Here is a 25,103-nt window from a genome sequence, read left to right on the forward strand (position 1 = left end):
GGCTGCGCCTCACGGCACTGTCAGCTCGTGGCTGCCTCGTCGGCCACGGCGAGAGCCTCGTCGAGCACGGCCAGACCGCGCACGAGATCGTCCTCGCCGATCACGAGCGGCGGTGCCACGTGCATGCGGTTGAAGTGCGTGAACGGCCAGACACCCGCCTTCTTGGCGGCGGCGGCGAAGGCGGCGACGGGCGCGGCATCCACTCCGCTCGCGTTGAACGGCACGAGCGGCTCGCGCGTCTCCTTGTCGCGCACCAGCTCGACGGCCCAGAAGAGCCCGCGGCCGCGTACCTCTCCGACGCTCGGGTGGGTGTCGACCCAGCGGCGCAGGGTCGGCTCGACGATGCGCTCGCCGAGGTCGCGCACCCGCTCGAGGATGCCGTCGCGGCGGAACACCTCGAAGGTCGCGACGCCCGCGGCGCACGCGAGCGGATGCCCGGAGTACGTGAGCCCTCCGGCGAACGGCGTGGTGTCGAAGGCCTTCGCGATGCGCGCGGAGATGACGACGCCGCCGAGCGGCACGTACCCGGAGTTCACGCCTTTCGCGAAGGTGATCAGGTCGGGACGCCCGTCGTACGCGTCGATGCCGAACCACTCGCCGAGGCGGCCGAAGCCGACCATGACCTCGTCCGCGATGTAGACGATGCCGTAGCGGTCGCACAGCTCGCGCACGCCCTGCAGGTAGCTGGGCGGCGGCACGAGCACGCCGTTCGTGCCGACGACGGTCTCGATGATGATCGCCGCGATCGTCGAGGGTCCTTCGAGCTGGATGGTCTGCTCGAGGTGGGCGAGGGCGCGCTCCGACTCCTGCTCCGGCGTCTCGGCGTGGAACGGCGAGCGGTAGAGGTAGGGCCCGAAGAAGCGCACGGCTCCGGAATCCGGTGTGCCGTTCGCCCACCGGCGAGGGTCACCCGTCAGCGAGATCGCCGTGGAGGTCGACCCGTGATAGCTGCGGTACATCGACAGCACCTTGTGGCGGCCCGTCGACTGGCGCGCCATGCGCACGGCGTACTCGTTGGCCTCGGCGCCGCCGTTGGTGAAGAAGACCTTCTCGAAGCCCTCGGGCGCGACCTCGACGATGAGTCGGGCGAGCTCGCCCCGCACGTCGTTGGCCATCGCCGGCTGGATGGTCGAGAGGCGACCCGCCTGCTGCTGGATCGCGGCCACGAGGTCGGGATGCTGGTGCCCCAGGTTGAGGTTCACCAGCTGGCTCGAGAAGTCGAGGTAGGCGTTGCCGGCGTAGTCCCAGAACGTCGAGCCCTCACCCGCGGCGACGGGCAGCGGATCGATGAGTCCCTGGGCGCTCCAGGAGTGGAAGACGTGGCCGCGGTCGTCCGCCCGCACCTGCGCCTCGGCCTCGGGGGCGGGGAGCGGATGCGATGCGCCGTGGCGATCGATGAAGTTCGTCATGTCTCGTGTCTCGGTTCTCAGTGTCTGCTCGGGGGCTCAGTGGTTGCTCGGGAAGCCCAGGTCGATCTGCGAGGGAGTGTGGTCGGGCCAGCGCGTCGTGACCACCTTCGACCGAGTGTAGAAGTGCACCGACTCGGGTCCGTAGATGTGCGAGTCGCCGAAGAGCGAGTCCTTCCAGCCGCCGAACGAGTAGGCGCCGATCGGCACGGGGATCGGCACGTTGACGCCGACCATGCCGACCTCGATGTCGAACTCGTACTGACGGGCGGTGCCGCCGTCGCGGGTGAAGATCGCGGTGCCGTTGCCGTACGCGTTCGCGTTGACGAGCTCGACGGCCTCGGCATAGGTCTCGACGCGCACGACCGAGAGCACCGGGCCGAAGATCTCGTCGTCGTACACCTTCATGCCGGGAGCGACCCGATCGATGAGGCTGACCCCGATGAAGAAGCCGTCGGAGTCGAACTCCTTCGTCGTGCCGTCGACCACGACGGTCGCACCCTCCGCGGTGGCGCCGGTCACGTAGGAGGCGACGCGGTCGCGGTGCTCGCGGGTGATGAGCGGGCCCATCTCGCTCGCGGCGTCCGTGCCCGCGCCGATCGTGAGTCCGTCGATGCGCGAGGCGATCGCTGCGACGAGGTCGTCGGCGATGTCTCCCACCGCGACCAGCACCGAGACGGCCATGCAGCGCTCGCCGGCCGAGCCGTATGCGGCCGAGACCGCGGCGTCGGCCGCGGCGTCGATGTCGGCATCCGGCATCACGACCATGTGGTTCTTCGCGCCGCCCAGAGCCTGCACGCGCTTGCCCGCGTTCGCCGCCCGCTGGTAGATGGACCGGGCGATCGGGGTCGATCCGACGAAGCTGATCGCGTTCACCCGCGGCGACTCGAGCAGCGCGTCGACGGCCTCCTTGTCGCCGTTCACGACATTGAGCACGCCGTCGGGCAGTCCTGCCTCCTGGAAGAGCTTCGCGATCCAGATGGCCGCCGACGGGTCCTTCTCGCTCGGCTTGAGCACGACCGTGTTGCCGCAGGCGATCGCCGAAGCGACCATCCACAGCGGCACCATGACGGGGAAGTTGAACGGCGTGATCGCCGCGACGACCCCGACGGGCTGCTTGACCGAGTGCACGTCGACGCCGCGCGAGACCTGCTCGCTGCGCTCTCCCTTGAGCAGGTGCACGAGGCCGGCGGCGAACTCGACGTTCTCGATGCCGCGCGAGACCTCGCCGGCGGCGTCCGAGAGCACCTTGCCGTGCTCCGAGGTGACGATCGCCGCGAGCTCGGGCGTGCGCTCCTTGAGCAGCTGACGCAGGCGGAAGAAGACGTCGGCGCGCTTGATGAGGCTCGTCTCGCGCCAGGCGGGCAGAGCGGATGCCGCGGCGGCGATGGCCTGGTCGACCTCGGCGGTCGACGCGAAGGCGACCTGCTTCGACACCTGACCGGTGGCCGGGTCGAAGACCTGTCCCGTGCGCGCCGCGTCGGCGGTCTCTGCTCCATTGATGAGGTGACGGACGATGTCCACGGGGCTCCTTCGTGCTGCGTGATCGGTATCGAACACTCTGACCGAGCAGCGATACGCTGGGTTCTCTCCCATAATCACAGAGCACGAGAGGGCGAACAGGTGTCAGAACGTAGCGACTTCGAGCTGGGTCGGACAGAACGTCCGGACGGCAGTACGTTTCTCAGCGTCTCCGACGTGCTCTCCGAGCCCGCCGTGCAGCAGGGCGGCCCGTCGGTGCTCGTGGGCGGCGCCGCTCTCGATGTCGCCGTGCGGTGGGTGCATGTCTCCGACAGCCCGGACGTCGCGCGGCTTCTCGACGGCGGCGAACTGCTGCTGACCACGGGCGCCGGGTGGCCGAGCGACGTCGAGCAGCTGCGGGACTTCGCGACCAGCCTGCACCGCGCGGGCATCGCCGGCATCGTGCTCGAGCTCGGCACAGCCCGGGAGGCGGTTCCCCAGCCGCTGGTCGACCTGTGTGCGACGGCCGGACTGGCGCTCATCGCGTTGACCCGAGAGGTCAAGTTCGTCGCGGTGACCGAGGCGGTGCATCACGCACTCATCGCCGCGCAGACGCACGCGCTGCACGAGCGGCAGCACCTGCACGAGCTCTTCACCGCGCTGAGCCTGCAGGGCGCGCCGGCCGATGTCGTGGTGTCCGAGACCGCGCGGGCGCTGCGCGCACCGGTGATCCTGGAGAACCTCGCGGGTGAGGTGATCGCGGCCGAGGGGCTCGACTCTCCGATCGCCGACGTCCTGAGCTCGCGTGGCGACGCCGAGCGGGTGCCGGTGCAGGCGCGGGGAGTGCGCTGGGGCACGCTGCTCGCCCAGCCGGGACCGGCTCACCCCGCCGGGCGGGTCACGGTGCTCGAACAGGGGGCGACGGCCCTCGCGTTCGGCTGCATCGCCGACGGCGGCGACACCGAATGGTCGCTGCTCGCGCAGCGCACGGTGATCGATGACCTGCTGGGGGCGCGCTTCGCGAGGGCCGACGACATCGACGCGCGGCTGCGTGCCGGCGGTTTCGCCCTCGCCGACCGGCAGTGCCACGGGATCGTCGCCCGAGGGTCGGCGTCGATCAGCGAGCTCGCGTATCGCGCACGGCAGGCGGGGTTCGCCGTCATGGCGGCCAGGGTCGAGGGCGACGACGTCGCTCTGCTCTCGCTTCCGGCATCCGCAGTGCTGTCCGACGAGGTCGTGCTGCGCATCGCCGGTCCCGACCGCGCGGTGTTCGTCGGCCCGGTCGCCGATGACGTCGTCGGACTGCTCGGCTCGCTGCGCGCCGCGCGCGACCTCGCCGACAGCGACCGCGCCGAGGCGGGGGCCAGAGTGCGGCGGGTCGACGATCGCCCGCTCGAGAGGCTCGTCGCCACCCTGCGCGACGATCACCGGCTGCACGAGCACAGTGAGCGGATGCTGGCGCCGCTGATCCGTCACGACCGCGAGCGTCGCGGCGACCTGCTCGCAGTGCTCGCGGCTCTCGTCGCACACCCGGGCAACCGCTCGGCGGCGGCCGCCGCGAGTCACCTGTCGCGGTCGGTGTTCTATCAGCGCCTCACGCTGATCGGCGATCTGCTCGGTGCCGACCTCGACGACGGCGAGACGATCGCGGCGCTCCACCTCGCGCTCCTCGCGAGGCGGCGCACCGTGGTGACCGACTGAGTCAGAGCACCGACTGGGCGTCGGTGAGCACGCTCCGCAGGATCTGCTCGATCTGACGGAACTCCGCGGGGCCCACCGTCAGCGGCGGTGCGAGCTGGATCACGGGATCGCCGCGGTCGTCGGCACGGCAGTAGAGCCCGGCCTCGAACAGGGCGGGGGAGAGGAAGCCGCGCAGCAGCCGCTCGGACTCGTCGTCGTCGAAGGTCTCCCGCGTCGCCTTGTCCTTCACGAGCTCGATGCCGAAGAAGTAGCCGTCTCCGCGCACATCGCCCACGATCGGGATGTCGAGGAGCTTCTCGAGCTCGGCGCGGAACAGGGGCGAGTTCTCGCGCACGTGCTCGTTGAGCCCCTCCTCGTCGAAGATCGCGAGGTTCTCGAGGGCCACGGCCGCCGAGACCGGATGCCCGCCGAACGTGTAGCCGTGCGGGAACGACACGTCGCCCTTCGAGAACGGCTCGTAGATCCGGTCGCTGATGACGGTCGCGCCGATGGGCGAATAGCCGCTCGTCATGCCCTTGGCGCACGTGATCATGTCGGGCACGTAGCCGAGGCCCGTGCACGCGAAGGTGTGGCCCAGGCGACCGAACGCGCAGATGACCTCGTCCGACACGAGCAGCACGTCGTGGCGGTCGCAGATCTCGCGCACCCTGGCGAAGTATCCGGGAGGAGGCGGGAAGCATCCGCCCGAGTTCTGCACCGGCTCGAGGAAGACCGCGGCGACCGTGTCGGCGCCCTCGAACAGGATCATCTCCTCGATGCGGTCGGCGGCCCAGCGGCCGAAGGCCTCGAGGTCGTCGCTCGGGCCGCCCATCTCGGCCGCGCGGTAGAAGTTGGTGTTCGGCACGCGGAACCCACCCGGGGTGACGGGCTCGAACATGGACTTCATCGCCGGGATGCCGGTGATGGCCAGTGCGCCCTGAGGGGTGCCGTGATAGGCGACCGATCGCGAGATGACCTTGTGCTTGGTGGGCTTGCCCATCAGCTTCCAGTAGTGCTTCGCGAGCTTGAACGCGGTCTCGACCGCCTCGCCGCCGCCCGTCGAGAAGAACACGCGGTTCAGGTCGCCGGGCGCCTCGGCCGCGAGTCGATCGGCGAGCTCGATGGCCGCCGGGTGCGCATACGACCACAGCGGGAAGAACGACAGCTCGGAAGCCTGCTTCGCCGCGGCCTCGGCGAGCCGACGGCGGCCGTGGCCGGCGTTGACGACGAAGAGTCCGGCGAGGCCGTCGAAGTACTCCTTGCCCTTCGAGTCCCAGATGCGGTGACCGTCGCCCTTGACGATGATCGGGACGCCGCTCTTCTCCATCGTGGACTGCCGTGTGAAGTGCATCCACAGGTGGTCCTTGGCCATGGCCTGGAGTTCGGGCTCGGACGGTGTCGGGCGTTGCGTGCTCATCTGGTCCCCCAGTTGTAGAGCTGCTTCTGCAGCTTGGCGTAGATGAAGGTCTCGGTCGACAGGACCCCGTCGATCGGGCGGATGTGATCGTTGATGAGGGCGAGGAGGTCCTCGTCGTCCTCGCAGACGACCTCGGCGAGGATGTCGAACGAGCCCACGGTGATGACGACGTAGTCGATGGCGGCGATCTCGGCGATGGCCTCGGCCACGACCCTCGTGTCGCCCGAGACGCGGACGCCGATCATGGCCTGCCGGGGGAAGCCGAGCTGCATCGGATCGGTCACTGCGACGATCTGCATCACGCCGGACTCGGTGAGCCGCTGCACGCGCTGGCGGACGGCGGCTTCGCTGAGCCCCACCTCTCGCCCGATGTCGGAGTACGAGCGTCGCCCGTCCTCCTGCAGCAGTTCGATGATCGTCTTCGCGACATCGTCCAGTGGGGGGTGCTTCTTCGAGGACGCCATGATGCGATCCTCGCACCGCAGCGGCCGGTCTTCAACTGATTCCGCAGAATCGGCAGAGTCTCAGGGGTGAAACCGCAGAATATCGCGCTTATGCCTCGAGGGGTCCGAGCCAGGCGCTCGCCGCGGTGGAGTGCGCCGATTCGGGATCGGAGGGATGGAATGCGCCCGCGAGGACGTCCCGGTAGAGACGCGACAGCTCGTTCGACGAGAAGTACGAGCCGCCGCCGGCGACGAGCATCGCCTGATCGACGACGTGCTTCGACATCGTGATCGCCCGGTGCTTGACGCCCGACAGCAGCGTGAACCACCGAGCGCCGTTGTCGACCCTCTCATCGACATCGCGGGCGAGCACCGCGATCTGCGGCGGGAGCGCGTCGTACGCGAGGCCCATGTCGGCGATGCGCCAGCGGATGTCGGGATCCTGGCTGTACGTCGCACCCGTCTTCTTCGAACGGCGCATCTGCGCGGTGAGCACCGCCAGGTCGAGGGCACGGCGTGCGATGCCCGTGTAGACGGAGGCGAGCAGGATCTCGAAGACGGAGAAGATCCCGAAGACGATGGGGTCGGGGTTCGGGCCCGGATCGATGCGACGCACCACGTGCGCGGCATCCGCCACGGCTCCGTCGAGACGCGTCGTGCGGCTCTGGGTGCCCCGCATGCCGAGGGTGTCCCAGTCGTCGCCCGTGACGACCGCGTCGGTGCGGTCGACGAAGGCGAAGACCAGCTTCGGAGCGTCGGCGCTCGTCGTGTCGAGGCCGTGCAGCCCGAGCCTCGTCCATACGGGCGCGAGCGAGGTGAAGATCTTGGTGCCGGTGAACGCGTAGCCTCCGTCGGCGGTAGGCGCGGCCTCGGTGTCGCTGCCGAACAGCACCAGGTCGTTGCCGCCCTCGCTGATTCCGAAGGCGAAGACCTCGCCCGCGACCGCGCCGTCCTGCACGAACTCGAGACCCGGCACGCCGCGGTCGGAGAAGACCTTCGCGACGCCGGTCCACACCAGGTGCATGTTGATCGCGAGCGCCGTGGCGGGAGCGGCGGTCGCGAGACGCTGCTGCAGGATCGCCGCCTCGGCGAGGCCGAGCCCCGCGCCCCCGCGTTCGGCGGGCACGAGGATCGACAGATATCCCGCGTCGCGGAGCTCATCGAGGTCCTGCTCGGGGAACGTGTTCTCGCGGTCGTGGATCGGGGCCCGCTCGCGGATGCGCTCGAGAAGGTCGTCGGGAAGGTACGCGGTCGGATCGAAGGTGCTCACGCGAGTGCCTCTCTCAGCTGTCGGACGGTCTCTTCGGGCTTGTCGCGGTGCAGCGAGTGCCCGGCGCCCTCGACGACCGACATCGTGACGAGGGGGTTGGAGGCGAGGACGCCGGCCGCGACCTCGCCGGTGAAGATGCTGTAGACCGCGGGATCCGAGGCGATCACATGGGTGGGAACGGTCAGCCGGGCGGCATCCGCAGTGACGTCCCACGGAGTGTTCTGCGCACTCGTCTGCTCGACCGCCCAGGCGCTCGCGCGGTGCACCGCGTCGACCTTCAGCTCCCAGTCCTGCGGGTGCCAGTGCGGATGCTCCTGCCGCACCAGCTCCACCCTGTTGTCGGCGAAGGCGCGCTCCTGGCTCCTGCGGACGATCGCGGCATCCCGGCCGCCGACGAGGATCGCCGGATCGAGCAGCACGAGTCGGCGCGTCCACTCGGGAGCGGATGCCGCCGCCGCCGTGCTGGAGGCCCCGCCGAGCGAGTGGCCGACGACGGCATCCCAGGGTCCCCCTCCGTCGGGCGTCGTGGTGGCGAGGTCTGCCGCGTAGGCGGCGACCGAGTAGTCGAGGGCGCGCGGGGCGTCGCCGTGGCCACGCAGATCGACGGCGGTCGCATGCCATCCGGCGTCGGCGAGGTCGGAGCCGACGCGCCACATGAGAGCCGCGGACGAGCCGAGCCCGTGCACGAGGAGAACGCGACGATCGGATGCCGGGTCGCCCCAGGAGATGCGGGGCAGCGTGAGCGGTGCGAGCATGCAGCAAGCCTACGACCGGCTCGCGGCGGTGAGGCCTGCGGAGTTCAGTCGAGGGGCGGCAGGTCGCCGTGCGTCGTCAGCACGCGGGCCGCGGCGGTGTGGCCCGCGGACAGCCGTGCCGACAGATCTGCGCCGTCGAGGGACGCGGCGAGGAACCCGGCCGCGAACGCGTCTCCGGCGCCGACCGGCTCGACGACCTCGACACGGGGAGCGGGCACGAACACCGGCTCGTCGTCGCCGAGGAACGCGGTCGCCCCGACGTCGCCGTCCTTGACGATGAGCAGCCCGCAGTGCGGCAGACGGGTGCGGATCTCGGCGGCGGTCGCGGTGCCCCAGATGCGCTCGGCCTCGTCGCGTCCGACGAAGGCGATGTCGGCGCCGTCAGCGAGGCGGGCGAGGGTGTCGGCGGCATCCTGCATCGTCCACAGTGCGCGGCGATCATTGACGTCGAAGGACACGAGGGCGCCGACGGCGCGAGCGTCGACGAACAGCTGATCGACCATCGCGCGGCAGGACGGCGAGAGCGCCGGGGTGATGCCCGTGGTGTGCACGATGCGGACGCCGGCGAGCTGGGCGGCGTCGAGGAACCCCGGTGCCATCAGCGAGGCGGCCGAACCGCGCCGGTAGTAGTAGACCGACGACGACTCCACGCCGGGGTCCTTGAACATGACGCCGGTGGGAGCATCCGCATCCGTCGTCACCCAGAGGTCGACGCCGCGCCGCTCGAGCTCGGTCGAGATGCGCACGCCGATCGGGTCGTCACCGAGGCGTGAGGCCCACGCGGCGCGGTGCCCTGCCGACACGAGCCCGACCGCGACGTTTCCCTCGGCTCCCGCCAGACCGAGCGCAGCCGTCTCGGTCTCGGCGAGCGGGGCTCCGAGAGCGGTGACGAGTCCCATGGACTCGCCGATGCAGACGACCTCGGGGGCGGCGGATGCGGGGGAGGGGGCAGAGCTCATGAAGGGGTGACCGCCAGAGGTTCGGTGTCGGGGTGGGGACTCGCGTCGCGATGGCGCAGGTCGGGGAAGGAGCGGACGAAGACGATCGAGACGACGAGGCCGGCTGCGGCGAACAGCGTCGCGGCGAGGTAGGCGCCGCGCGGATCCGTCGCGTCGACCAGGAAGCCGGCGACCGCCGAGCCCGCCGCGGCACCGATGAGCTGTCCCGTGCCCGCCCAGCCGAACGCCTCGGCGGTCTCGCTGAACTTCACGCTCGCGGTCGTGATGGCGAACAGCACGGCGAGGGCCGGCGCGATGCCGATGCCGGCGAGGACCAGCGTGCCGCCGAGCCAGAACACGTTGAGGGAGAACATGGTGAGCGCCAGGCCGACGGTGACGATCGCGAGACGGCGGGCCATCGCCCAGGGGCCGATGGGGATGTGTCCGAACGCGAGTCCGCCGGCGAGGCTGCCGACCGAGAAGACGGCGAGCACGAGGCCGGCGGCGAGGCTGCCGTGCTCGAACGTGGCGACGACGCCGACCTCGACGGCGGAGCAGGCGCCGATGAGGAGGAACCCGATGACGGTGGCGAGCAGCACGGGCGGCTTGAGGACGACCTTGCCGAGGGCGTTGCGGCTGCGGGGGATGCGCACGCGACCGACCTCGGGCGAGAGGATGAACCACGCCCCGCCGCCCACCAGCACGACGGCGACGAGCAGGAGACCCTCGGCGGTGCCGACCTGGGTCGAGACGAGGGTGATCACGACGGGCGCGATGACCCAGATGATCTCCTGCAGCGAGGCATCGAGGGAGAACAGCGGAGTGAGCTGCTTCGAGTTCACGAGCTTCGGATAGATGGTGCGCACGGCGGCCTGCACCGGCGGGGTCGAGAGACCGGCGATCATGCCCAGGATCATGTAGCCGGGGATGCTGAGGGGGAGGAGCGCGAGCCCCAGCACGGCGACGACGCAGACGCTGAGCGTCAGGGTGAGCACGCGGCGCATGCCCCAGGCGCCCATCCACCGACTCGTGATCGGGCCGGCGACGGCCTGCCCGACGCTCGTCGCGGCGAGCACGAGGCCCGCCGAGCCGTATGACCCGGTCTGCTGCTCGACGTGCAGCAGGATCGCGAGCGAGGTCATCCCGTTGGGGAAGCGAGCGGTCAGCTGTGCAGCGATCATGCGCGCCACTCCGGGCGTGCGAAGAAGGTCCCGATATCCCGCCACGGGTCAACGCTACCGGGAGGCGCGGACGCGGGTCCAAGCGGCTCCTCCGCGACACGCCGCGACACGCCCAAACCGAGTTTCCACAGAAAATCCGATGTCCGAGGTCGGCCGTATCGTCCCCCCTGTGGATGGATCTCTCACAGGTCGTTCCCAGCCGCGATTTCTCGCGGTTCGGAGGCACTGTCAAGGGGGCTGTGCCTGTGGAAGAAACGGTGGAGAACCTGTGTTGTAACAGTGGAGAGCGGTGGAAAACTACACGTATGTAACTACTACCCCTAGTGGTCACCCTGAATGTCCGTACCTATATGTAGTATTGAGATCCCGGTGAGGGTCTACCGGAAAACAGCCTGATTCAGATGCAGGCCAGAGATGTGAGGGGAAGCGAAAAGATGTCGATCACGGTCTACACGAAGCCGTCCTGCGTTCAGTGCAACGCCACCTACCGCGCGCTCGACGCCAAGGGCATCGAGTACGAGATCCTCGACCTGTCGGAGGACGCCACGGCGCTCGAGCAGGTCAAGGCGCTCGGCTACATGCAGGCACCCGTCGTCGTCACCGACGAGGGTCATTGGTCGGGCTTCCGCCCCGACAAGATCGACGAGCTCGCCTCGCGTCTGGCGTGATCCGCCATGAGCGCCGTCGCGACCGCCGCGCCGCTCCTGGTCTACTTCTCGAGCGCCTCGGGTAACACCGCGCGCTTCGTCGAGAAGCTCGGGCTCCCGGCCCGACGCATTCCCCTTCTCCGACAGCAGGAAGAACTCGTCGTCGACGAGCCCTTCGTGCTGGTCACCCCCACCTATGGCGGGGGTGAGGGGCGCGGCGTCGAACGAGGCGCGGTGCCCAAGCAGGTCATCCGGTTCCTCAACGACGAGCGCAACCGGCGTCACATCCGCGGAGTCATCTCGGCGGGCAACACCAACTTCGGCGACTCGTTCTGTCTCGCCGGTGACATCATCAGCCGCAAGTGCAACGTGCCTCACTTGTATCGGCTCGAGATCTTCGGCACACAAGACGATGTAGATCGCGTGAGCGACGGATTGGAGCGACGGTGGGTACCGCAGTTGACGAGCAGGCAGGAGCCGACTCAGTGACGGATACGGTGGCGTTCAAGATGAACCCGACCTACGAGGGCCTGGACTATCACGCCCTCAACGCGATGCTGAACCTGTACGACGCGAACGGCAAGATCCAGTTCGACGCCGACAAGCGGGCGGCGCGCGAGTACTTCCTGCAGCACGTCAACCAGAACACGGTGTTCTTCCACTCGCTCAAGGAGCGCCTCGACTACCTCGTCGAGAAGGAGTACTACGAGCCGGCCGTGATCGAGCAGTACTCGCTCGAGTTCATCCAGAAGCTCAATGACCTCGCCTACGGCAAGAAGTTCCGCTTCGAGACGTTCCTCGGCGCCTTCAAGTACTACACGAGCTACACGCTCAAGACGTTCGACGGCAAGCGCTACCTCGAGCGCTTCGAGGACCGCGTCGTGATGACGGCCCTCGGCCTCGCCGGCGGCGACGAGCAGCTCGCCGTCGCACTGGTCGAGGAGATCATCTCCGGCCGCTTCCAGCCCGCGACCCCGACCTTCCTCAACTCGGGCAAGGCCCAGCGCGGCGAACTCGTCAGCTGCTTCCTGCTGCGCATCGAGGACAACATGGAGTCGATCGCCCGCGGCATCAACTCCGCCCTCCAGCTCTCCAAGCGCGGCGGCGGAGTGGCGCTCCTGCTCTCGAACATCCGTGAGGCCGGTGCGCCGATCAAGCAGATCGAGAACCAGTCCTCGGGCATCATCCCCGTGATGAAGCTCCTCGAAGACAGCTTCAGCTACGCCAACCAGCTCGGTGCGCGTCAGGGTGCCGGCGCGGTGTACCTCAACGCACACCACCCCGACATCATGCGCTTCCTCGACACCAAGCGTGAGAACGCCGACGAGAAGATCCGCATCAAGACGCTGTCGCTCGGCGTCGTCGTGCCCGACATCACGTTCGAGCTGGCGAAGAACGGCGAGGACATGTACCTCTTCTCGCCGTACGACGTCGAGAAGGTCTACGGCGTCCCCTTCGGCGACATCTCGGTCACCGAGAAGTACCGCGAGATGGTCGACGACCCGCGCATCAAGAAGACGAAGATCAACGCGCGCGAGTTCTTCCAGACGATCGCCGAGATCCAGTTCGAGTCGGGCTACCCGTACATCATGTTCGAGGACACGGTGAACAAGGCCAACCCGATCAAGGGCCGCATCAACATGTCCAACCTCTGCAGCGAGATCCTGCAGGTGAACACGCCGACCACGTACAACGACGACCTGTCGTACGACCAGATCGGCAAGGACATCTCCTGCAACCTCGGCTCGATGAACATCGCGCTGTCGATGGATGCCGATGACCTGGGCCAGACGGTCGAGACCGCGATCCGTGCGCTGAGCGCGGTGAGCGACCAGAGCCACATCCGCTCGGTCCGCTCGATCGAGGACGGCAACGACCGTTCGCACGCGATCGGCCTCGGCCAGATGAACCTGCACGGCTACCTCGCCCGCGAGCACGTGCACTACGGCTCCGAAGAGGGCATCGACTTCACGAACATCTACTTCTACACGGTGCTGTTCCACGCGCTGCGCGCCTCGAACAACATCGCGATCGAGCGCAAGCAGGCCTTCGACGGCTTCGAGGACTCGACCTACGCGTCGGGGGAGTTCTTCGACAAGTACATCGAGCGCGCCTGGGTTCCCGAGACCGAGAAGGTCAAGGAGCTCTTCGCGGGCAAGCACATCCCGACGCAGGAGGACTGGGTGGCGCTGAAGGCGTCGATCCAGGAGCACGGCATCTACAACCAGAACCTGCAGGCGGTGCCCCCGACCGGCTCGATCTCGTACATCAACAACTCGACGTCGTCGATCCACCCGATCGCGTCGAAGATCGAGATCCGCAAGGAAGGCAAGCTCGGCCGCGTCTACTACCCGGCGCCGTTCATGACGAACGACAACCTGGAGTACTACCAGGACGCGTACGAGATCGGCTACGAGAAGGTCATCGACACCTACGCCGCCGCCACCCAGCACGTCGACCAGGGCCTGTCGCTGACGCTGTTCTTCAAGGACACCGCCACGACGCGTGACATCAACAAGGCTCAGATCTACGCATGGCGCAAGGGCATCAAGACGATCTACTACATCCGTCTGCGTCAGATGGCGCTCGAGGGCACCGACATGACCGAGTGCGTCTCGTGCATGCTCTGATCCGGCCCTGAACACGAGAAACGACGAAGAATCATGACTCCTCACCCCCCGCTCAAGCTGGTCGACAGCGTTCAGGCGATCAACTGGAACCGCATCCAGGACGACAAGGACCTCGAGGTCTGGAACCGCCTGGTGAACAACTTCTGGCTGCCGGAGAAGGTGCCGCTGTCGAACGACGTCCAGTCGTGGAACACGCTCACGCCCGATGAGCAGCTGCTCACCATGCGCGTGTTCACCGGTCTGACGCTGCTCGACACGATCCAGGGCACCGTCGGCGCCGTCTCGCTGATCCCCGACGCGATCACGCCTCACGAAGAGGCCGTGTACACGAACATCGCGTTCATGGAGTCGGTGCATGCGAAGAGCTACTCCTCGATCTTCTCGACGCTCGCGTCGACGAAGGAGATCGATGAGGCGTTCCGCTGGTCCACCGAGAACCCGAACCTTCAGAAGAAGGCTCAGATCATCATGGACTACTACCAGGGCGACGACCCGCTCAAGCGCAAGGTCGCCTCGACGCTGCTCGAGTCGTTCCTGTTCTACTCGGGCTTCTACCTGCCGATCTACTGGTCGTCGAAGGCGAAGCTCACGAACACGGCCGACCTGATCCGCCTCATCATCCGTGACGAGGCCGTGCACGGGTACTACATCGGCTACAAGTTCCAGAAGGGTCTCGAGAAGGAGACCGAGGAGCGCCGCCAGGAGCTGAAGGACTACACCTTCAACCTGCTGTTCGAGCTCTACGACAACGAGGTGCAGTACACGCAGGACCTCTACGACGGCGTCGGCCTGACCGAGGACGTCAAGAAGTTCCTGCACTACAACGCCAACAAGGCGCTGATGAACCTCGGCTACGAAGCGATGTTCCCCTCGACCGTCACGAACGTGAACCCGGCGATCCTGTCCGCGCTCTCGCCGAACGCCGACGAGAACCACGACTTCTTCTCGGGATCGGGATCGTCGTACGTCATCGGCAAGGCCGAGGCGACGGAAGACGACGACTGGGACTTCTGAGTCACCTGCTGAACGACACGAAGGGGGCGGATGCTGCGGCATCCGCCCCCTTCGTCGTGTTCCGCTGCGCGGATCACCCGACGAGTGGCCCACCTCGACGCCAGTAGCCGAGGAAGGAGACCCGTTCCTTCGAAATGCCGAGGTCGGAGGTCAGATACCGGCGAATACCGGTGGTCATGCCGGACTCACCCGCGATCCACGCGTAGAAGGCGGTGTCCTCGCGGGCGGACGCACCGTGGGTGGCGCCCCAGGCGTGCACCGCCCGTTCGATCGCCGTCGAATCCGGGGCGTCGCGCAGCACGCGATGCACGCGCGCGGTGTCGGGGGCAGCCGGCGAGATGAGATCATCGGCGGGGTGACCGCATTCGAGGATGACCTCGGCGCGCGCGTCCGGCCCGAGGGAGTCGAGGATGCCGCGCACAGCCGGGAATGCCGTCTCGTCGGCGATGATCAAGAACCGCCCCGCATCGCCGGGATGCCAGTGCAGTCCGTACCCGGTCCACCCCATCCGCGCGTCGGGACCGTTGACGACGAGGCGGTCACCCGGGGACGCCGCGGCCGCCCATGCAGAGGCGGGCCCGGCGGGCTCGTGGAGGAAGAAGTCGATGTCGATCTCGCGGTCCTCGGCTCTGATCGCGGCGGGGGTGTAGGTGCGCAGCACGTTGCGTTCGTCTTCAGGGAGGGCGCGCCACCGTGTGTACCAGTCGGAGGGATGCGGTGTCGGCTCGTCGAGCAGTCCGAAGTCGGCGATGCCTCCGTCGGCCAGCGGCAGGACGACCTTGATGCGCTGATCCATGCCCCAGTCGGCGAAGTTCCGCAGACTCTCACCGCCCAGGGTCAGCCTGACGAAATGCGGGCTGAGCATCACGCGTGCGCGAACCTCCACCGGGAAAGCGCTGTAGGCCCATGGGCGCTCGGCGGTCACGACCGCACTCCCGCAGGAGTCGAGCCGCGCAGCGGCACCACCAGCGGTCCTCCGGTGACGGGATCATCGATCACGACGTTCGCCAGGCCGAACACCTGCTGCACTCGTTCGCTCGTGATGACCTCGCGGGGTGGGCCTTGAGCGACGATGCGGCCCTCGCGCATCGCGATGATGTGGCTCGCGTAGCGTGCGGCGTGATTGAGGTCGTGCAGAACGGCGACGAGTGTGCGTCCCTGCGTATTGAGATGCGCGAGCAGCTCCATGAGATCCACCTGGTGGGCCACGTCGAGGAAAGTGGTCGGCTCGTCGAGCAGCAGCAGATCCGTCTCCTGCGCGAGCACCATCGCCACCCAGACGCGCTGGCGCTGCCCACCGGACAGAGCATCGACGGGGCGTGACGCGAGATCTGCTGTTCCTGTCGCGTCGAGAGCGTGCCGCACAGCACTCTCATCGGCATCCGACCATTGGCGCATCAGACTCTGGTGCGGGTAGCGTCCGCGGGCGACCAGGTCGGCCACGGTGATGCCGTCCGGCGCTGTCGCACTCTGAGGAAGCAGCCCCAGCCGGCGGGCCACCTCCTTCGCCGGGTACTCGCTGATCGACCGGCCGTCGAGCACGACGCGCCCGCTCGAGGGAGGCAGCAGGCGCGACAGGCCGCGCAGCAGGGTGGACTTGCCGCACGCGTTCGGCCCGATGATCACCGTGAAGCCTCCTGCGGGCACAGCCACGGAGAGTTCGCGGACGATCTCGGTGCGGTCGTATGTGAGCGTGATGCTCTCGGCTCTGAGGCTCGAGGCGGCGCTGGGGTCGGGCGAGGTCGAGTTCTCAAGCACGGCGGCGGATCTCCAGGATGATCATCAGGACGAGGTAGGCGCCGCCGACCGACACGGTCACGACGCCGACAGGCAGAGCAGTCGGCAGCATGTGCTGGGCGATGAGGTCGGCACCGAGCAGGAGGACTCCTCCGAACAGCGCCGACAGCATCAGCGAGAGGTGCGGGGTGCGGGCCACGAGGCGCGCGATCTGCGGTGCAGCGAGCGCGACGAACGCCACGGGGCCGGCGACGGTCGTCGCGGCGGCGACGAGTGCGACGCCGATGAGCAGCGCCACGACCCGGATCCGCCCCGGCCGAGCCCCTGTGGCTGCGGCCGTGTCGTCGCCCAGCTCGAGCTGGCGCAGTCGCGGCACCAGGAGAAGCGCTGCGACGGCGAACGGCAGGGCGCACAGGAGCGCGCCCGCGAGCGGGCCTGCGGTGACGCCGTTCAGTGATCCAGTGCCCCAGGCAGACGCGAACATCGCGGTCTCGAGCTCGATCTGCAGGAGCAGCCAGGTGTTGAGAGAGGCGAGGATCGCCGAGACTCCGATGCCCACGACGATGAGGCGGAAGCCGTGCACACCGCCTCGTGCCGACAACAGCCAGATCACCACGGCTGTCGCGAACCCGCCGATGAGAGACCCGGCGGTGAGCACGGGCCAGCTCCCCGAGACCAGCACCAGCGCGATCAGCATGCCCGTGAACGCGCCGTTGGACAGGCCGAGGATGTCGGGGCTCGCGAGCGGATTCCTCGTGACGGTCTGGAAGAGCGCGCCGGCGATGCCGAGGAGCGCACCGACGGTGATCGCCGCGATCGCGCGTGGCAGGCGCCAGTCGATCACGACCGTGCGGTGCAGGGCGTCGCCCCCGCCGAGCAGCGTCTGCACGACCTCCTGGGGAGTGAGGGGATAGCTCCCCAGCCCCAGCGCCAGGATGCCCAGAACGATCAGAGTGGCCGCTGCAGCGACGCCGACGACGATGCTGCGCCGGCGAACCGGCATCCGCAGCGGCCCCAGGTGCAGGATCATCCTGGAGCGGGTGGCGTCCGTGAGCGCCGAGGCGATCGACGCGCTCACAGGGCACTCACCTGGCGTCGTCGCGCCAGCACGATCAGCACCGGCGCTCCGACGAATGCCGCGACGATTCCGACAGGCACTTCCGCCGGGGCGATGATGACCCGGCCGAGGACGTCGGCGAGAAGCAGGATCACCGGTGCCAGCACGGCGGAGAGCGGCAGGATCACTCGCTGGTCGACGCCGAACGTCCAGCGGATCACGTGCGGCACCATCAGCCCGATGAACGAGATCGGGCCGGCGAGGGCGGTCGCCGCGCCCGCGAGAAGGGTGACGGCGATGATGACCCCGACGCGGATGCCTGCGACATTCGCGCCCTGTGCCCGAGCGACGTCTTCGCCGAGGCCGATGGCGTTCAGGCCGGGACCGAGCAGCACTGCGAGTGCGACTCCGACAGCGACGAACGGGAGGACGGGAATGATGACGTCGAAACCACGTCCGAGCAGCGTTCCGGCGTTCCAGCTGCGCATCGAGTCGAAGGCTTCCGGATCGCTGAGGGAGATGCCCGTCGTGATGCCGGAGAGCACGGCTCCGAGTGCGACCCCGGCGAGCGTGAGGCGGAGCGGGTCAGCGGAGCCGCGTCCCGCCGAGCCGATCAGGTAGACGGCCACCGTGACGATGAGGGCGCCGAGGAAGGCGAGCCAGACGAACTGCGACACGTCGCGCAGGCCGAGCAGGCTCACCCCGAGGGCGACCGCGAGCGCGGCGCCGGCGTTCACGCCGAGGATGCCCGGGTCGGCGAGCGGATTGCGGGTGAAGGCCTGGATGAGAGCGCCGGCCACGCCCAGCGCCGCACCGGCGACGAGCCCCGTGACGGTGCGAGGTATGCGCAACTCGAGCACGATGTAATCCATCTCGGTCGTGCCCGCGCCCCGCAGGGTCGTCCAGACCGCTTCGGGGGAGAGGGGATTCGCGCCGATCGCGAGGGAGAGGACGACGGCGGCCGCGAGCGCAGCAAGAAGGACGATCGCACCGACGACCGCACGACGGCCGCGTCGGGGGATCCGCGCGTGCGGAGCCCCCGACGTCTCGACCGGGGTGAGAGTCGTCACCGGCTCTCTTCGAGGTACGCCTCGATGTCATCGAGCACGGCCTGTGCGCCCTTCGGCCCGACTCCTGAGACCCAGTAGCTCGTGTCGACAGGGGTGACCGAGGGGAAGTCTGCGGCGTTCTGCGTGATCGCGGTGGGGATCTCCGAGGCCGCGTCGACGTCGGTCACGGTGACGAACACATGGTCCGCTGCCGCCGAGACGATGTTCTCGGGCGAGATGTCTGCCTGCAGCCCATCGGCCCACTCCTGCGCGGGGATCGTGAACCCGGCGCACTCGAGGAGGCTGCCCGAGAACGACACCGGTCCGTAGAGGCTCAGGGTCGTCTCGTCGCGGGGGCGGATCAGCTGCACGCTCTCGCCGTCGATCGCATACTCGCCGGCCAGCGACTCGCACCGGTCGTCGACGGCCGAGAGCAGATCGGCGACCTCGGCCTCGCGGCCCAGCGCTTCGCCGATGAGCATGGCGTTGTCTCGCCACGGGTCGGCCTGGGTCTCGATGAACACGGTCGGGGCGATCGCCGAGAGCTGCTCGTAGAGCTCGGAGTGCCGGGCCTCGGTTCCGAGGATCAGATCGGGCTCGAGCGCGGCGATGGCCTCGAGGTCGGGTTCGGGAACAGTGCCCACGGGCTCGACGTCGTCGGCGCCGAGGTATGCCGGTGCTCCTGCGACGTTGCTCGCGACCGCAGCGCCGACCGGCTCGATGCCGACCGCGACGGCGGTGTCGAGCTCGAGCGGTTCGAGGGTCACCACGCGCTGCGGCTCGTCGGGGACCGCGGTGGTGCCGCGGGCATGCTCGACGTCGTGGGTGCCGGCGGATTCCCCCGCCGCATCGGTGACGGCGGTCGGCTCAGCGGCGCAGCCGGCGAGCAGAAGCAGTGCGCATCCTGAGGCGGCCAAGGCCGTGACGGCGCGAAGACGGAGGCTGGAGGGCATGGTGAATGACCTTTCGGGACCGGGGAGGGGAACGACACCGACCAGATCGATGTTGGTTAGGCAACCCTAACAGTTTGGTCACTGGTGCCGTGCGCCATGACGCCCCACCGTTCCGAGCAAGGGGTGAAAACAGGGGGTGAATCTCCCCGATCGGTCCGATCGCGGCGGTGCCGATGGTCTGCGCCGCCATCGCGCTCGATCTGGTCCTGCCGCTCCAGCGGGGAACGAGGGCGAGCGCACGCCGCATCCTCCTTGCCGCTGCGGTCGCCGGCGTCGTGCTGTTCCTCGTCGCCTTGCCGGTGTTCTCCCCCGAGCACTTGGTGCCTGGCGTGCTGACGGCGACGTTCGGCGCGCGCATCGTCGGCGAACTGGCGGTGGCGTCAGGCGTGATCGGCGTGCGGCGGTTGCTCGTGCGGGCCGGGACGATTCGCTGAACGCCCTGTCAGACGGCGCACGAAGGGGGCGGATGCTGCGGCATCCGCCCCCTTCGTCGTTCCCGCGCGTTCAGGCCGGGGTGTCGTTCGGGTCCAGCGTGCGCAGGGTGTCCTGCTCGACCTCGTTGTCGGCCGTCAGCTGGTCTTCGGTGTTCTCGTCGCCGCCGATGGCCGCGTCGCGGTCGGGGCTGGCGTCGCCCTGGATGGCGCCGCGGGGTGATTCGCCGTGCGAGCTGTCGCCCTGGATGGCGCCGCCCTGGGCAGCGCCCTGTGCGTTCTCCTCGTCGGCGTCACCCTGGATGGCACCGCGCGGCGAGTCGCCGTGCGAGCTGTCGCCCTGGATCGCGCCGCCCTGAGTGGAGCCCTGGGCGTTTCCGTCGAGCTCGTCGGGCTGACGCCCGGCGTCTGCCGTCGACTGGCCGTCAGGAGCGGTGTTGTGCTCGGGGATCACGTCGGGGGAGCCTTCTGCGGGCTGCTCGGGGTGCGGGGTGCGTCCTGTGTTCTGGTCCATGACGTGACGGTACGTCCACCCCGCCTGCGCGTGGAGGGCATTGACAAACCGGTCTCACGCGTTCCGCCCGCGATGCCCGGTCAGAACGCGGTCAGTCCTTCTTCGAGGTGCGGATCGGCGTGGTGACGGCTGCCTCGTCGCTGAACTCGACCGGTTCGGCCTTCTTCTCGAGGATCTCGGCCTCGTCGACGATGTTCAGCGGTCGCGTCTCGTCGAGCGTCATGAGGAATCGGCTGCCCTCGGAGCGGTGCAGTCGTCCGGAGGTGAAGACCCAGATGGCGCCGATCGCGCACGCGACGAAACCGGCGGTGCCGCCGAGCATGATCGCCGTGCGCGGCCCGAAGGTGTCGGCCACCCACCCGGCGATCGGGGCGCCGACCGGCGTCGAGCCCATGATCACGGCCATGTACAGCGCGAGCACGCGGCCGCGCAGGGCAGGTGCCGTGGTCATCTGCACGTAGCCGTTGGCGGTCGTCAGCAGAGTCACGATCATGAACCCGGTGAACGTCAGCGTGATCGCGTACGTCAGATACGTGGGCATGGATGCGGAGACGAACGCCGCGACGCCGAATCCCCCGGCAGCCAAGATCACGACACGCACCCTGGCTCGGTCACGCCGGGCAGCCAGGAGCGCACCGGCGAGCGAGCCGATCGCGAGCACCGAGCTCAGCACTCCGTACCCGTCGGCGCCCGCCCCGAACTCGATCGCCATGGTCGAGGCGAAGATGGGGAAGTTCATGCCGAAGGCGCCGATCAGGAACACCGTCACGAACACGACGCGCAGATCGCTGCGCCCCCACACATAGCGGAAGCCCTCGGCGAGTCCGCCGGGGCGGCGGTTCTTCAGGCGCGGTGCGAGCTGGCCGGTGCGCAGCATCAGCAGCGCGACGAGCATCGCCAGGAACGTCACGGCGTTCGCCATGAACACCCAGCCCGAGCCGATCGCGACGATCAGCAGGCCGCCGACGGCCGGGCCGATCATGCGGGCCAGGTTGAAGGATGCCGAGTTGAGGGCGACCGCGTTGGACGTGTCGCCGGCGGAGACCATGTCGGAGACGAACGCCTGCCGCGCGGGGGCGTCGAAGGCGTTGACGACACCGAACGCCGCAGCGAAGCAGAACATCATCGGCAGCGTCATCACCCCGTTGAGCAGCAGCACGCCGACGGCGATCGCGAGCATCAGCAGGGCGCTCTGGGTGGCGAGCAGGATGCGGCGGCGCTCGAAGCGATCGGCGACCCATCCGGTGAGGCTCACGAGCACGAGCGGCGGACCGAACTGCAGCGCCATCGTGACGCCCATGGCCGCGGCGTCGTTGTCGGTGAGCTCGGTGAGCACGACCCAGTCCTGGGCGGTCGCCTGCATCCACCCGCCGATGTTCGAGACGAGGGCGCCGGCGAACCAGATGCGGTAGTTGATGTTCGAGAAGGAACGGAACATCGCGCTCATCGGTCGACCACCTTTCGCATCAGGGCGCTCGCTGCGCGCAGCGTCGCCAATTCGTCCTCCGTGAAGTCCAGTTCGCCGAGCATCTCGGCGAGCAGCTCGTCTCTTCGTCGGATGGTCTGCTCCACGATCTCGGTGCCTGCCTCGGTGATGTCGACCTGCACGCGGCGGCGATCTTCGGCATCCGGAGTGCGGAGCACGAATCCCTGCTCTTCGAGCCCGTTGATCATGTTCGTCATCGACGGCGCGGTGACCCGCTCGCGCTCGGCCAGGGAGCTGATGGTGCGGCGGCCGTGCATGCGCAGCGTCGCGAGCACCGCGAGCTGCGCGTCGCTCATCGCGTCGACGGCGCGAGCGCATCGCAGGCGCCGTGCGAGCCGGAACGTCGCCATGCGCAGGTCTGTCGCGGTGAGGTGGAGGGAATCATCAGGCGCAGACATTACTTAGACAGTCTAAGTAATTTACGCCCGGATCGGAAGTCGGTGGCAGGACGCACCCGCCGCACGGGTCACAATGGACGGGTGACCCGAACCCCCGCGATCGAAATCGCCGTCCAGGATCCCGCCGGAGTGCGCATCGCCGGAGCCGTCGGCGCCGCGCGCGTCGAGCTGGCCCAGGCCCTCGCGCTCGGCGGCCTCACTCCGTCGCCGGCGACCCTCGACCTGTCGATCGACGCCGCGCATGCCGTCGGCGTCGAGGTGCACGTGCTCGTCCGGCCTCGCGCGGGCGGCTTCCGCTACTCCGCCGACGAGATCGCGATCGCCGAGAACGATGTCCGACGTGCGATCGAGGCGGGAGCCGACGGTGTCGTGATCGGCGCCCTCGACGACGAGGGGCTGCTCGACATCCCCGCCATGCGGCGTCTGCGCGACGCCGCCGGGGCGGCATCCGTCACCCTGCATCGCGCGATCGACGTGACCCCCGACCCCGTCGCCACGCTCGTCGCCGCTCGCTCGCTGGGCCTGCGCCGCGTGCTGACCTCGGGCGGCGCCTCGGTCGCGATCGACGGCATCGACACGCTCCGGGCGCTCGTCGCCGAGGCCGCCGGCGAGATCGAGATCATGGCGGGCAGCGGAGTGGATGCCGCCAGCGCCGCCGCCCTCGCCGCCGCCGGTGTCGACGCCCTGCACTTCTCCGCGAAGCGCACGGTGAGCGAAGACGGCGGCGTGCGCATGGGCTCCGCCGCCGACGGCGTCGGAGGATACGAGGTCACCGACCTCGAGATCGCCCAGGGCGTCATCGCCGCGCTGTCGAGCTGACGCGTCCGACGCGGTCGGCCTGACGCATGTCGCGCACTCTCAGTAGGGTGGGGGCGTGACCGATACGCGCGAATTCACGGATGCCGACGGCATCGCCATCGTCTACGACGTACACCCGGCGGTCGGTGATGCGCGGGGAGTCGTGCAGCTGCTGCACGGGGTGGGCGAGCACGCCGGTCGGTACGGCGCGCTGATCGCCGCGCTCACGGAGGCCGGATTCATCGTCTACGCCGACGATCATCGGGGGCACGGGCGCACCGGCATCCGTCAGCACGGCGGACCCGAGAAGCTCGGTCGACTCGGCAAGGGCGGTCTGCGTGCGGCGGAGGCGGCGATCTGGCAGCTCACCGGCATCATCAAGGACGAGCACCCCGACCTGCCCCTCGTGCTGCTGGGGCACTCGTGGGGATCATTCCTCGCGCAGATGCTCGTGAACGACCACCCCGAGGCATGGGATGCGGTGATCCTCTCGGGCTCGGCTCTGCGTACGCCCGGATCGCTCAACGCTGCACCGCTCAACGCCCGCTGGGCCGCCGACGACGCGACGGGCCTCGAGTGGCTGAGCCGCGATCCGGCGGTGTGGACGGCGTTCGACGAGGATCCGCTCACCACGAACCAGCCGCTGCTGAAGCTGTTCGGCCCCGTCGAGGCGGCCAAGCTCTACGGCCGTCCGCGCAAGGACCTCGGCCGCGACATCCCGCTGTTGCTGCTCGTCGGTCGCGACGATCCGGTCGGCGGTCCGCGCAGCGTGCACAAGCTCGCCGACGAGTACCGCACCCGATCGGGACTCACCGACATCACGACGCTGGTGTATCCCGACGCTCGTCACGAGATCTTCAACGAGCTGCAGCAGGACGAGGTGCGCGCCGACATCCTGTCGTGGCTCGACACCCGCATTCCCGCTCGCTGACCGTCGCCTCGATCCGGGCGAGCCGTGCCATGATCCGGGCGGCTCGCGCGTCGGCGTGTTACGCCCCGTGAACGGACGTTACAGCGGGTGAATCCGCGTGACGTCATCCCGGCACATCGGCCTCTCCTCCGCATAGATTCGCGGCGAGAGGGAGGTGCGGGGTGGGATTCGAAGACGAGTGGCGTGCATGGCACGACGCGCGAGAGCGCTATGCCGGCGCGGAATACGGCCCGGCCGCGCTCGAGTCGACGAACTGGCTCATCACCGAACCCGCCGCCGTGGAGGGGGTCCCGGGTCTCTGGGCGCTCACGGGAGACGGAGGGATCCGCGGCAGCGATCTCGGCACGGCCGGGTCGGTCGTCACGCTGAGGGGCCGTGAGACGCTGCGGCTCGGACGCCGCGAGCTGCGTGTGTTCGACCGGCGCGGCGAGGTCGCGCTGCGGGTGTTCAACCCCCGACGCCCCGAGCGCGAGCGGTTCAGCGCGATCGACGCGTATCCGCCTCGGGAGGGATGGCGGATCCCGGCGGTGTTCGAGCCCACGCCGGGCGAGACGATCACCGTGACCTCGATCGACGGGCGCTCGCACGACACCGACCTCGCCGGACGGCTGCGGTTCACGCTCGACGGTGTCGCGGTGGCGCTGGCCGCGACGCGTGCGCCGCAGGGCGGCCTGAGCGCCGTCTTCGCCGACGGGACCAACGGCACCGAGACCTATCGGTTCCGCTTCCTGCCGGTCGAGGAACCGGCATCAGACGGCTCGGTGGTCATCGACTTCAACCGGGCATACCTGCCTCCGTGCGCCTTCTCCGACCAGTTCGTCTGTCCTCTGCCGCCGGCGGGCAACCGCTTCTCGGCTCCGATCCGCGCCGGCGAGAGGGCGGTCGTGCTGGGGCGCTGAATCCGCGG

General features: G+C 68.8%; 25 protein-coding genes. 9 read left to right on the plus strand and 16 right to left on the minus strand.

Annotated features, from left to right (window positions below; translation table 11 throughout):
• Positions 1-20 precede the first annotated feature (20 nt).
• Positions 21-1,409 carry an aspartate aminotransferase family protein gene (locus ASE34_RS12500; RefSeq protein ID WP_056279151.1) on the minus strand — a complete coding sequence of 463 codons (1,389 nt, stop codon included), beginning with the start codon at positions 1,407-1,409 and terminating at the stop codon, positions 21-23.
• A gap of 36 nt (positions 1,410-1,445) precedes the next feature.
• On the minus strand, positions 1,446-2,930 hold the full coding sequence (locus ASE34_RS12505; protein WP_056279153.1) for a CoA-acylating methylmalonate-semialdehyde dehydrogenase: 1,485 nt from the start codon (positions 2,928-2,930) through the stop codon (positions 1,446-1,448).
• Between the two features lie 174 nt (positions 2,931-3,104).
• On the opposite strand from ASE34_RS12505, the gene ASE34_RS12510 reads away from it, so the two are divergent.
• A complete protein-coding gene (locus ASE34_RS12510) occupies positions 3,105-4,568 on the plus strand; it encodes a PucR family transcriptional regulator (protein ID WP_230100901.1) in 1,464 nt (487 codons plus the stop codon).
• Position 4,569: 1 nt separating this feature from the next.
• Here the strand turns inward: ASE34_RS12510 and ASE34_RS12515 are convergent, their stop codons facing one another.
• From ASE34_RS12515 to ASE34_RS12540, 6 genes are all read right to left on the minus strand, one after another.
• Entirely contained in the window at positions 4,570-5,964 is a 1,395-nt protein-coding gene (locus ASE34_RS12515; protein WP_056279156.1) for an aspartate aminotransferase family protein, read from the minus strand.
• Positions 5,961-6,428: an Lrp/AsnC family transcriptional regulator gene (locus ASE34_RS12520; protein ID WP_053097793.1), complete on the minus strand. Its 468-nt coding sequence runs from the start codon at positions 6,426-6,428 to the stop codon at positions 5,961-5,963. Before ASE34_RS12520 ends, ASE34_RS12515 begins: the two co-directional genes overlap by 4 nt.
• 88 nt (positions 6,429-6,516) lie before the next feature.
• Positions 6,517-7,677 (minus strand): acyl-CoA dehydrogenase family protein, encoded by a 1,161-nt coding sequence (locus tag ASE34_RS12525; RefSeq protein ID WP_053097792.1) that lies wholly within the window; start codon positions 7,675-7,677, stop codon positions 6,517-6,519.
• Positions 7,674-8,432 (minus strand): alpha/beta fold hydrolase, encoded by a 759-nt coding sequence (locus ASE34_RS12530; RefSeq protein ID WP_056279158.1) that lies wholly within the window; start codon positions 8,430-8,432, stop codon positions 7,674-7,676. Before ASE34_RS12530 ends, ASE34_RS12525 begins: the two co-directional genes overlap by 4 nt.
• Positions 8,433-8,476: 44 nt before the next feature.
• Positions 8,477-9,391, minus strand: coding sequence for a sugar kinase (locus ASE34_RS12535; RefSeq protein WP_056279160.1), 915 nt, complete (start codon positions 9,389-9,391; stop codon positions 8,477-8,479).
• Positions 9,388-10,596 (minus strand): MFS transporter, encoded by a 1,209-nt coding sequence (locus ASE34_RS12540; protein WP_187250725.1) that lies wholly within the window; start codon positions 10,594-10,596, stop codon positions 9,388-9,390. The genes ASE34_RS12535 and ASE34_RS12540 overlap by 4 nt, the downstream gene beginning before the upstream one ends.
• Before the next feature lie 389 nt (positions 10,597-10,985).
• Here ASE34_RS12540 and nrdH point away from each other — a divergent pair, with 389 nt between their 5' ends.
• The 4 genes from nrdH to nrdF are packed head-to-tail and all read left to right on the plus strand — an operon-like array spanning position 10,986 to position 14,842.
• Positions 10,986-11,219: a glutaredoxin-like protein NrdH gene (gene nrdH / locus ASE34_RS12545; protein WP_042537838.1), complete on the plus strand. Its 234-nt coding sequence runs from the start codon at positions 10,986-10,988 to the stop codon at positions 11,217-11,219.
• Between the two features lie 6 nt (positions 11,220-11,225).
• Positions 11,226-11,687, plus strand: a complete 462-nt coding sequence (nrdI, locus tag ASE34_RS12550) for a class Ib ribonucleoside-diphosphate reductase assembly flavoprotein NrdI (RefSeq protein WP_053097788.1) — start codon at positions 11,226-11,228, stop codon at positions 11,685-11,687.
• A gap of 20 nt (positions 11,688-11,707) precedes the next feature.
• The gene (gene nrdE / locus ASE34_RS12555) at positions 11,708-13,828 is read left to right on the plus strand and encodes a class 1b ribonucleoside-diphosphate reductase subunit alpha (RefSeq protein WP_056280194.1); all 2,121 of its coding nucleotides are present in this window, start codon (positions 11,708-11,710) and stop codon (positions 13,826-13,828) included.
• A 33-nt stretch (positions 13,829-13,861) separates the two neighbouring features.
• Complete coding sequence (nrdF, locus tag ASE34_RS12560; protein ID WP_056279164.1) at positions 13,862-14,842, plus strand: class 1b ribonucleoside-diphosphate reductase subunit beta; 981 nt, start codon at positions 13,862-13,864, stop codon at positions 14,840-14,842.
• A 73-nt stretch (positions 14,843-14,915) separates the two neighbouring features.
• On the opposite strand, the gene ASE34_RS12565 is transcribed toward nrdF, so the two are convergent.
• From ASE34_RS12565 to ASE34_RS12585, 5 genes are read right to left on the minus strand one after another with little or no spacing between them, the layout of a single operon-like run.
• Positions 14,916-15,767, minus strand: coding sequence for a siderophore-interacting protein (locus tag ASE34_RS12565; protein WP_056279166.1), 852 nt, complete (start codon positions 15,765-15,767; stop codon positions 14,916-14,918).
• The gene (locus ASE34_RS12570; protein WP_056279167.1) at positions 15,764-16,600 is read right to left on the minus strand and encodes an ABC transporter ATP-binding protein; all 837 of its coding nucleotides are present in this window, start codon (positions 16,598-16,600) and stop codon (positions 15,764-15,766) included. The genes ASE34_RS12565 and ASE34_RS12570 overlap by 4 nt, the downstream gene beginning before the upstream one ends.
• A complete protein-coding gene (locus tag ASE34_RS12575; RefSeq protein WP_230100900.1) occupies positions 16,593-17,657 on the minus strand; it encodes a FecCD family ABC transporter permease in 1,065 nt (354 codons plus the stop codon). Before ASE34_RS12575 ends, ASE34_RS12570 begins: the two co-directional genes overlap by 8 nt.
• The gene (locus tag ASE34_RS12580) at positions 17,654-18,706 is read right to left on the minus strand and encodes an iron chelate uptake ABC transporter family permease subunit (RefSeq protein ID WP_082586634.1); all 1,053 of its coding nucleotides are present in this window, start codon (positions 18,704-18,706) and stop codon (positions 17,654-17,656) included. The genes ASE34_RS12575 and ASE34_RS12580 overlap by 4 nt, the downstream gene beginning before the upstream one ends.
• Complete coding sequence (locus ASE34_RS12585) at positions 18,703-19,638, minus strand: iron-siderophore ABC transporter substrate-binding protein (protein ID WP_056279169.1); 936 nt, start codon at positions 19,636-19,638, stop codon at positions 18,703-18,705. The genes ASE34_RS12580 and ASE34_RS12585 overlap by 4 nt, the downstream gene beginning before the upstream one ends.
• A 173-nt stretch (positions 19,639-19,811) precedes the next feature.
• Between ASE34_RS12585 and ASE34_RS12590 the strand changes: the two genes are divergently transcribed.
• Entirely contained in the window at positions 19,812-20,072 is a 261-nt protein-coding gene (locus ASE34_RS12590) for a hypothetical protein (protein WP_056279173.1), read from the plus strand.
• Positions 20,073-20,142: 70 nt separating this feature from the next.
• Here ASE34_RS12590 and ASE34_RS12595 read toward each other — a convergent pair whose 3' ends face one another.
• The 3 genes from ASE34_RS12595 to ASE34_RS12605 all read right to left on the minus strand — a co-directional run bounded on the left by ASE34_RS12595 (position 20,143) and on the right by ASE34_RS12605 (position 22,467).
• Positions 20,143-20,583 (minus strand): hypothetical protein, encoded by a 441-nt coding sequence (locus tag ASE34_RS12595; RefSeq protein WP_056279180.1) that lies wholly within the window; start codon positions 20,581-20,583, stop codon positions 20,143-20,145.
• A 91-nt stretch (positions 20,584-20,674) separates the two neighbouring features.
• Entirely contained in the window at positions 20,675-22,021 is a 1,347-nt protein-coding gene (locus ASE34_RS12600; RefSeq protein ID WP_082586691.1) for an MFS transporter, read from the minus strand.
• 5 nt (positions 22,022-22,026) lie between these two features.
• Positions 22,027-22,467, minus strand: coding sequence for a MarR family transcriptional regulator (locus ASE34_RS12605; protein WP_056279186.1), 441 nt, complete (start codon positions 22,465-22,467; stop codon positions 22,027-22,029).
• A gap of 81 nt (positions 22,468-22,548) precedes the next feature.
• On the opposite strand from ASE34_RS12605, the gene ASE34_RS12610 reads away from it, so the two are divergent.
• The 3 genes from ASE34_RS12610 (at position 22,549) to ASE34_RS12620 (ending at position 25,095) form a co-directional block, all read left to right on the plus strand.
• Positions 22,549-23,286, plus strand: coding sequence for a copper homeostasis protein CutC (locus ASE34_RS12610; RefSeq protein ID WP_056279187.1), 738 nt, complete (start codon positions 22,549-22,551; stop codon positions 23,284-23,286).
• Between the two features lie 55 nt (positions 23,287-23,341).
• Positions 23,342-24,196, plus strand: coding sequence for an alpha/beta fold hydrolase (locus tag ASE34_RS12615; protein WP_053097778.1), 855 nt, complete (start codon positions 23,342-23,344; stop codon positions 24,194-24,196).
• A 161-nt stretch (positions 24,197-24,357) separates the two neighbouring features.
• On the plus strand, positions 24,358-25,095 hold the full coding sequence (locus ASE34_RS12620) for a DUF1684 domain-containing protein (protein WP_056279190.1): 738 nt from the start codon (positions 24,358-24,360) through the stop codon (positions 25,093-25,095).
• The last annotated feature ends 8 nt before the right edge of the window (positions 25,096-25,103 follow it).

The organism is Microbacterium sp. Root280D1 (assembly GCF_001428975.1).
Taxonomy (GTDB): domain Bacteria; phylum Actinomycetota; class Actinomycetes; order Actinomycetales; family Microbacteriaceae; genus Microbacterium.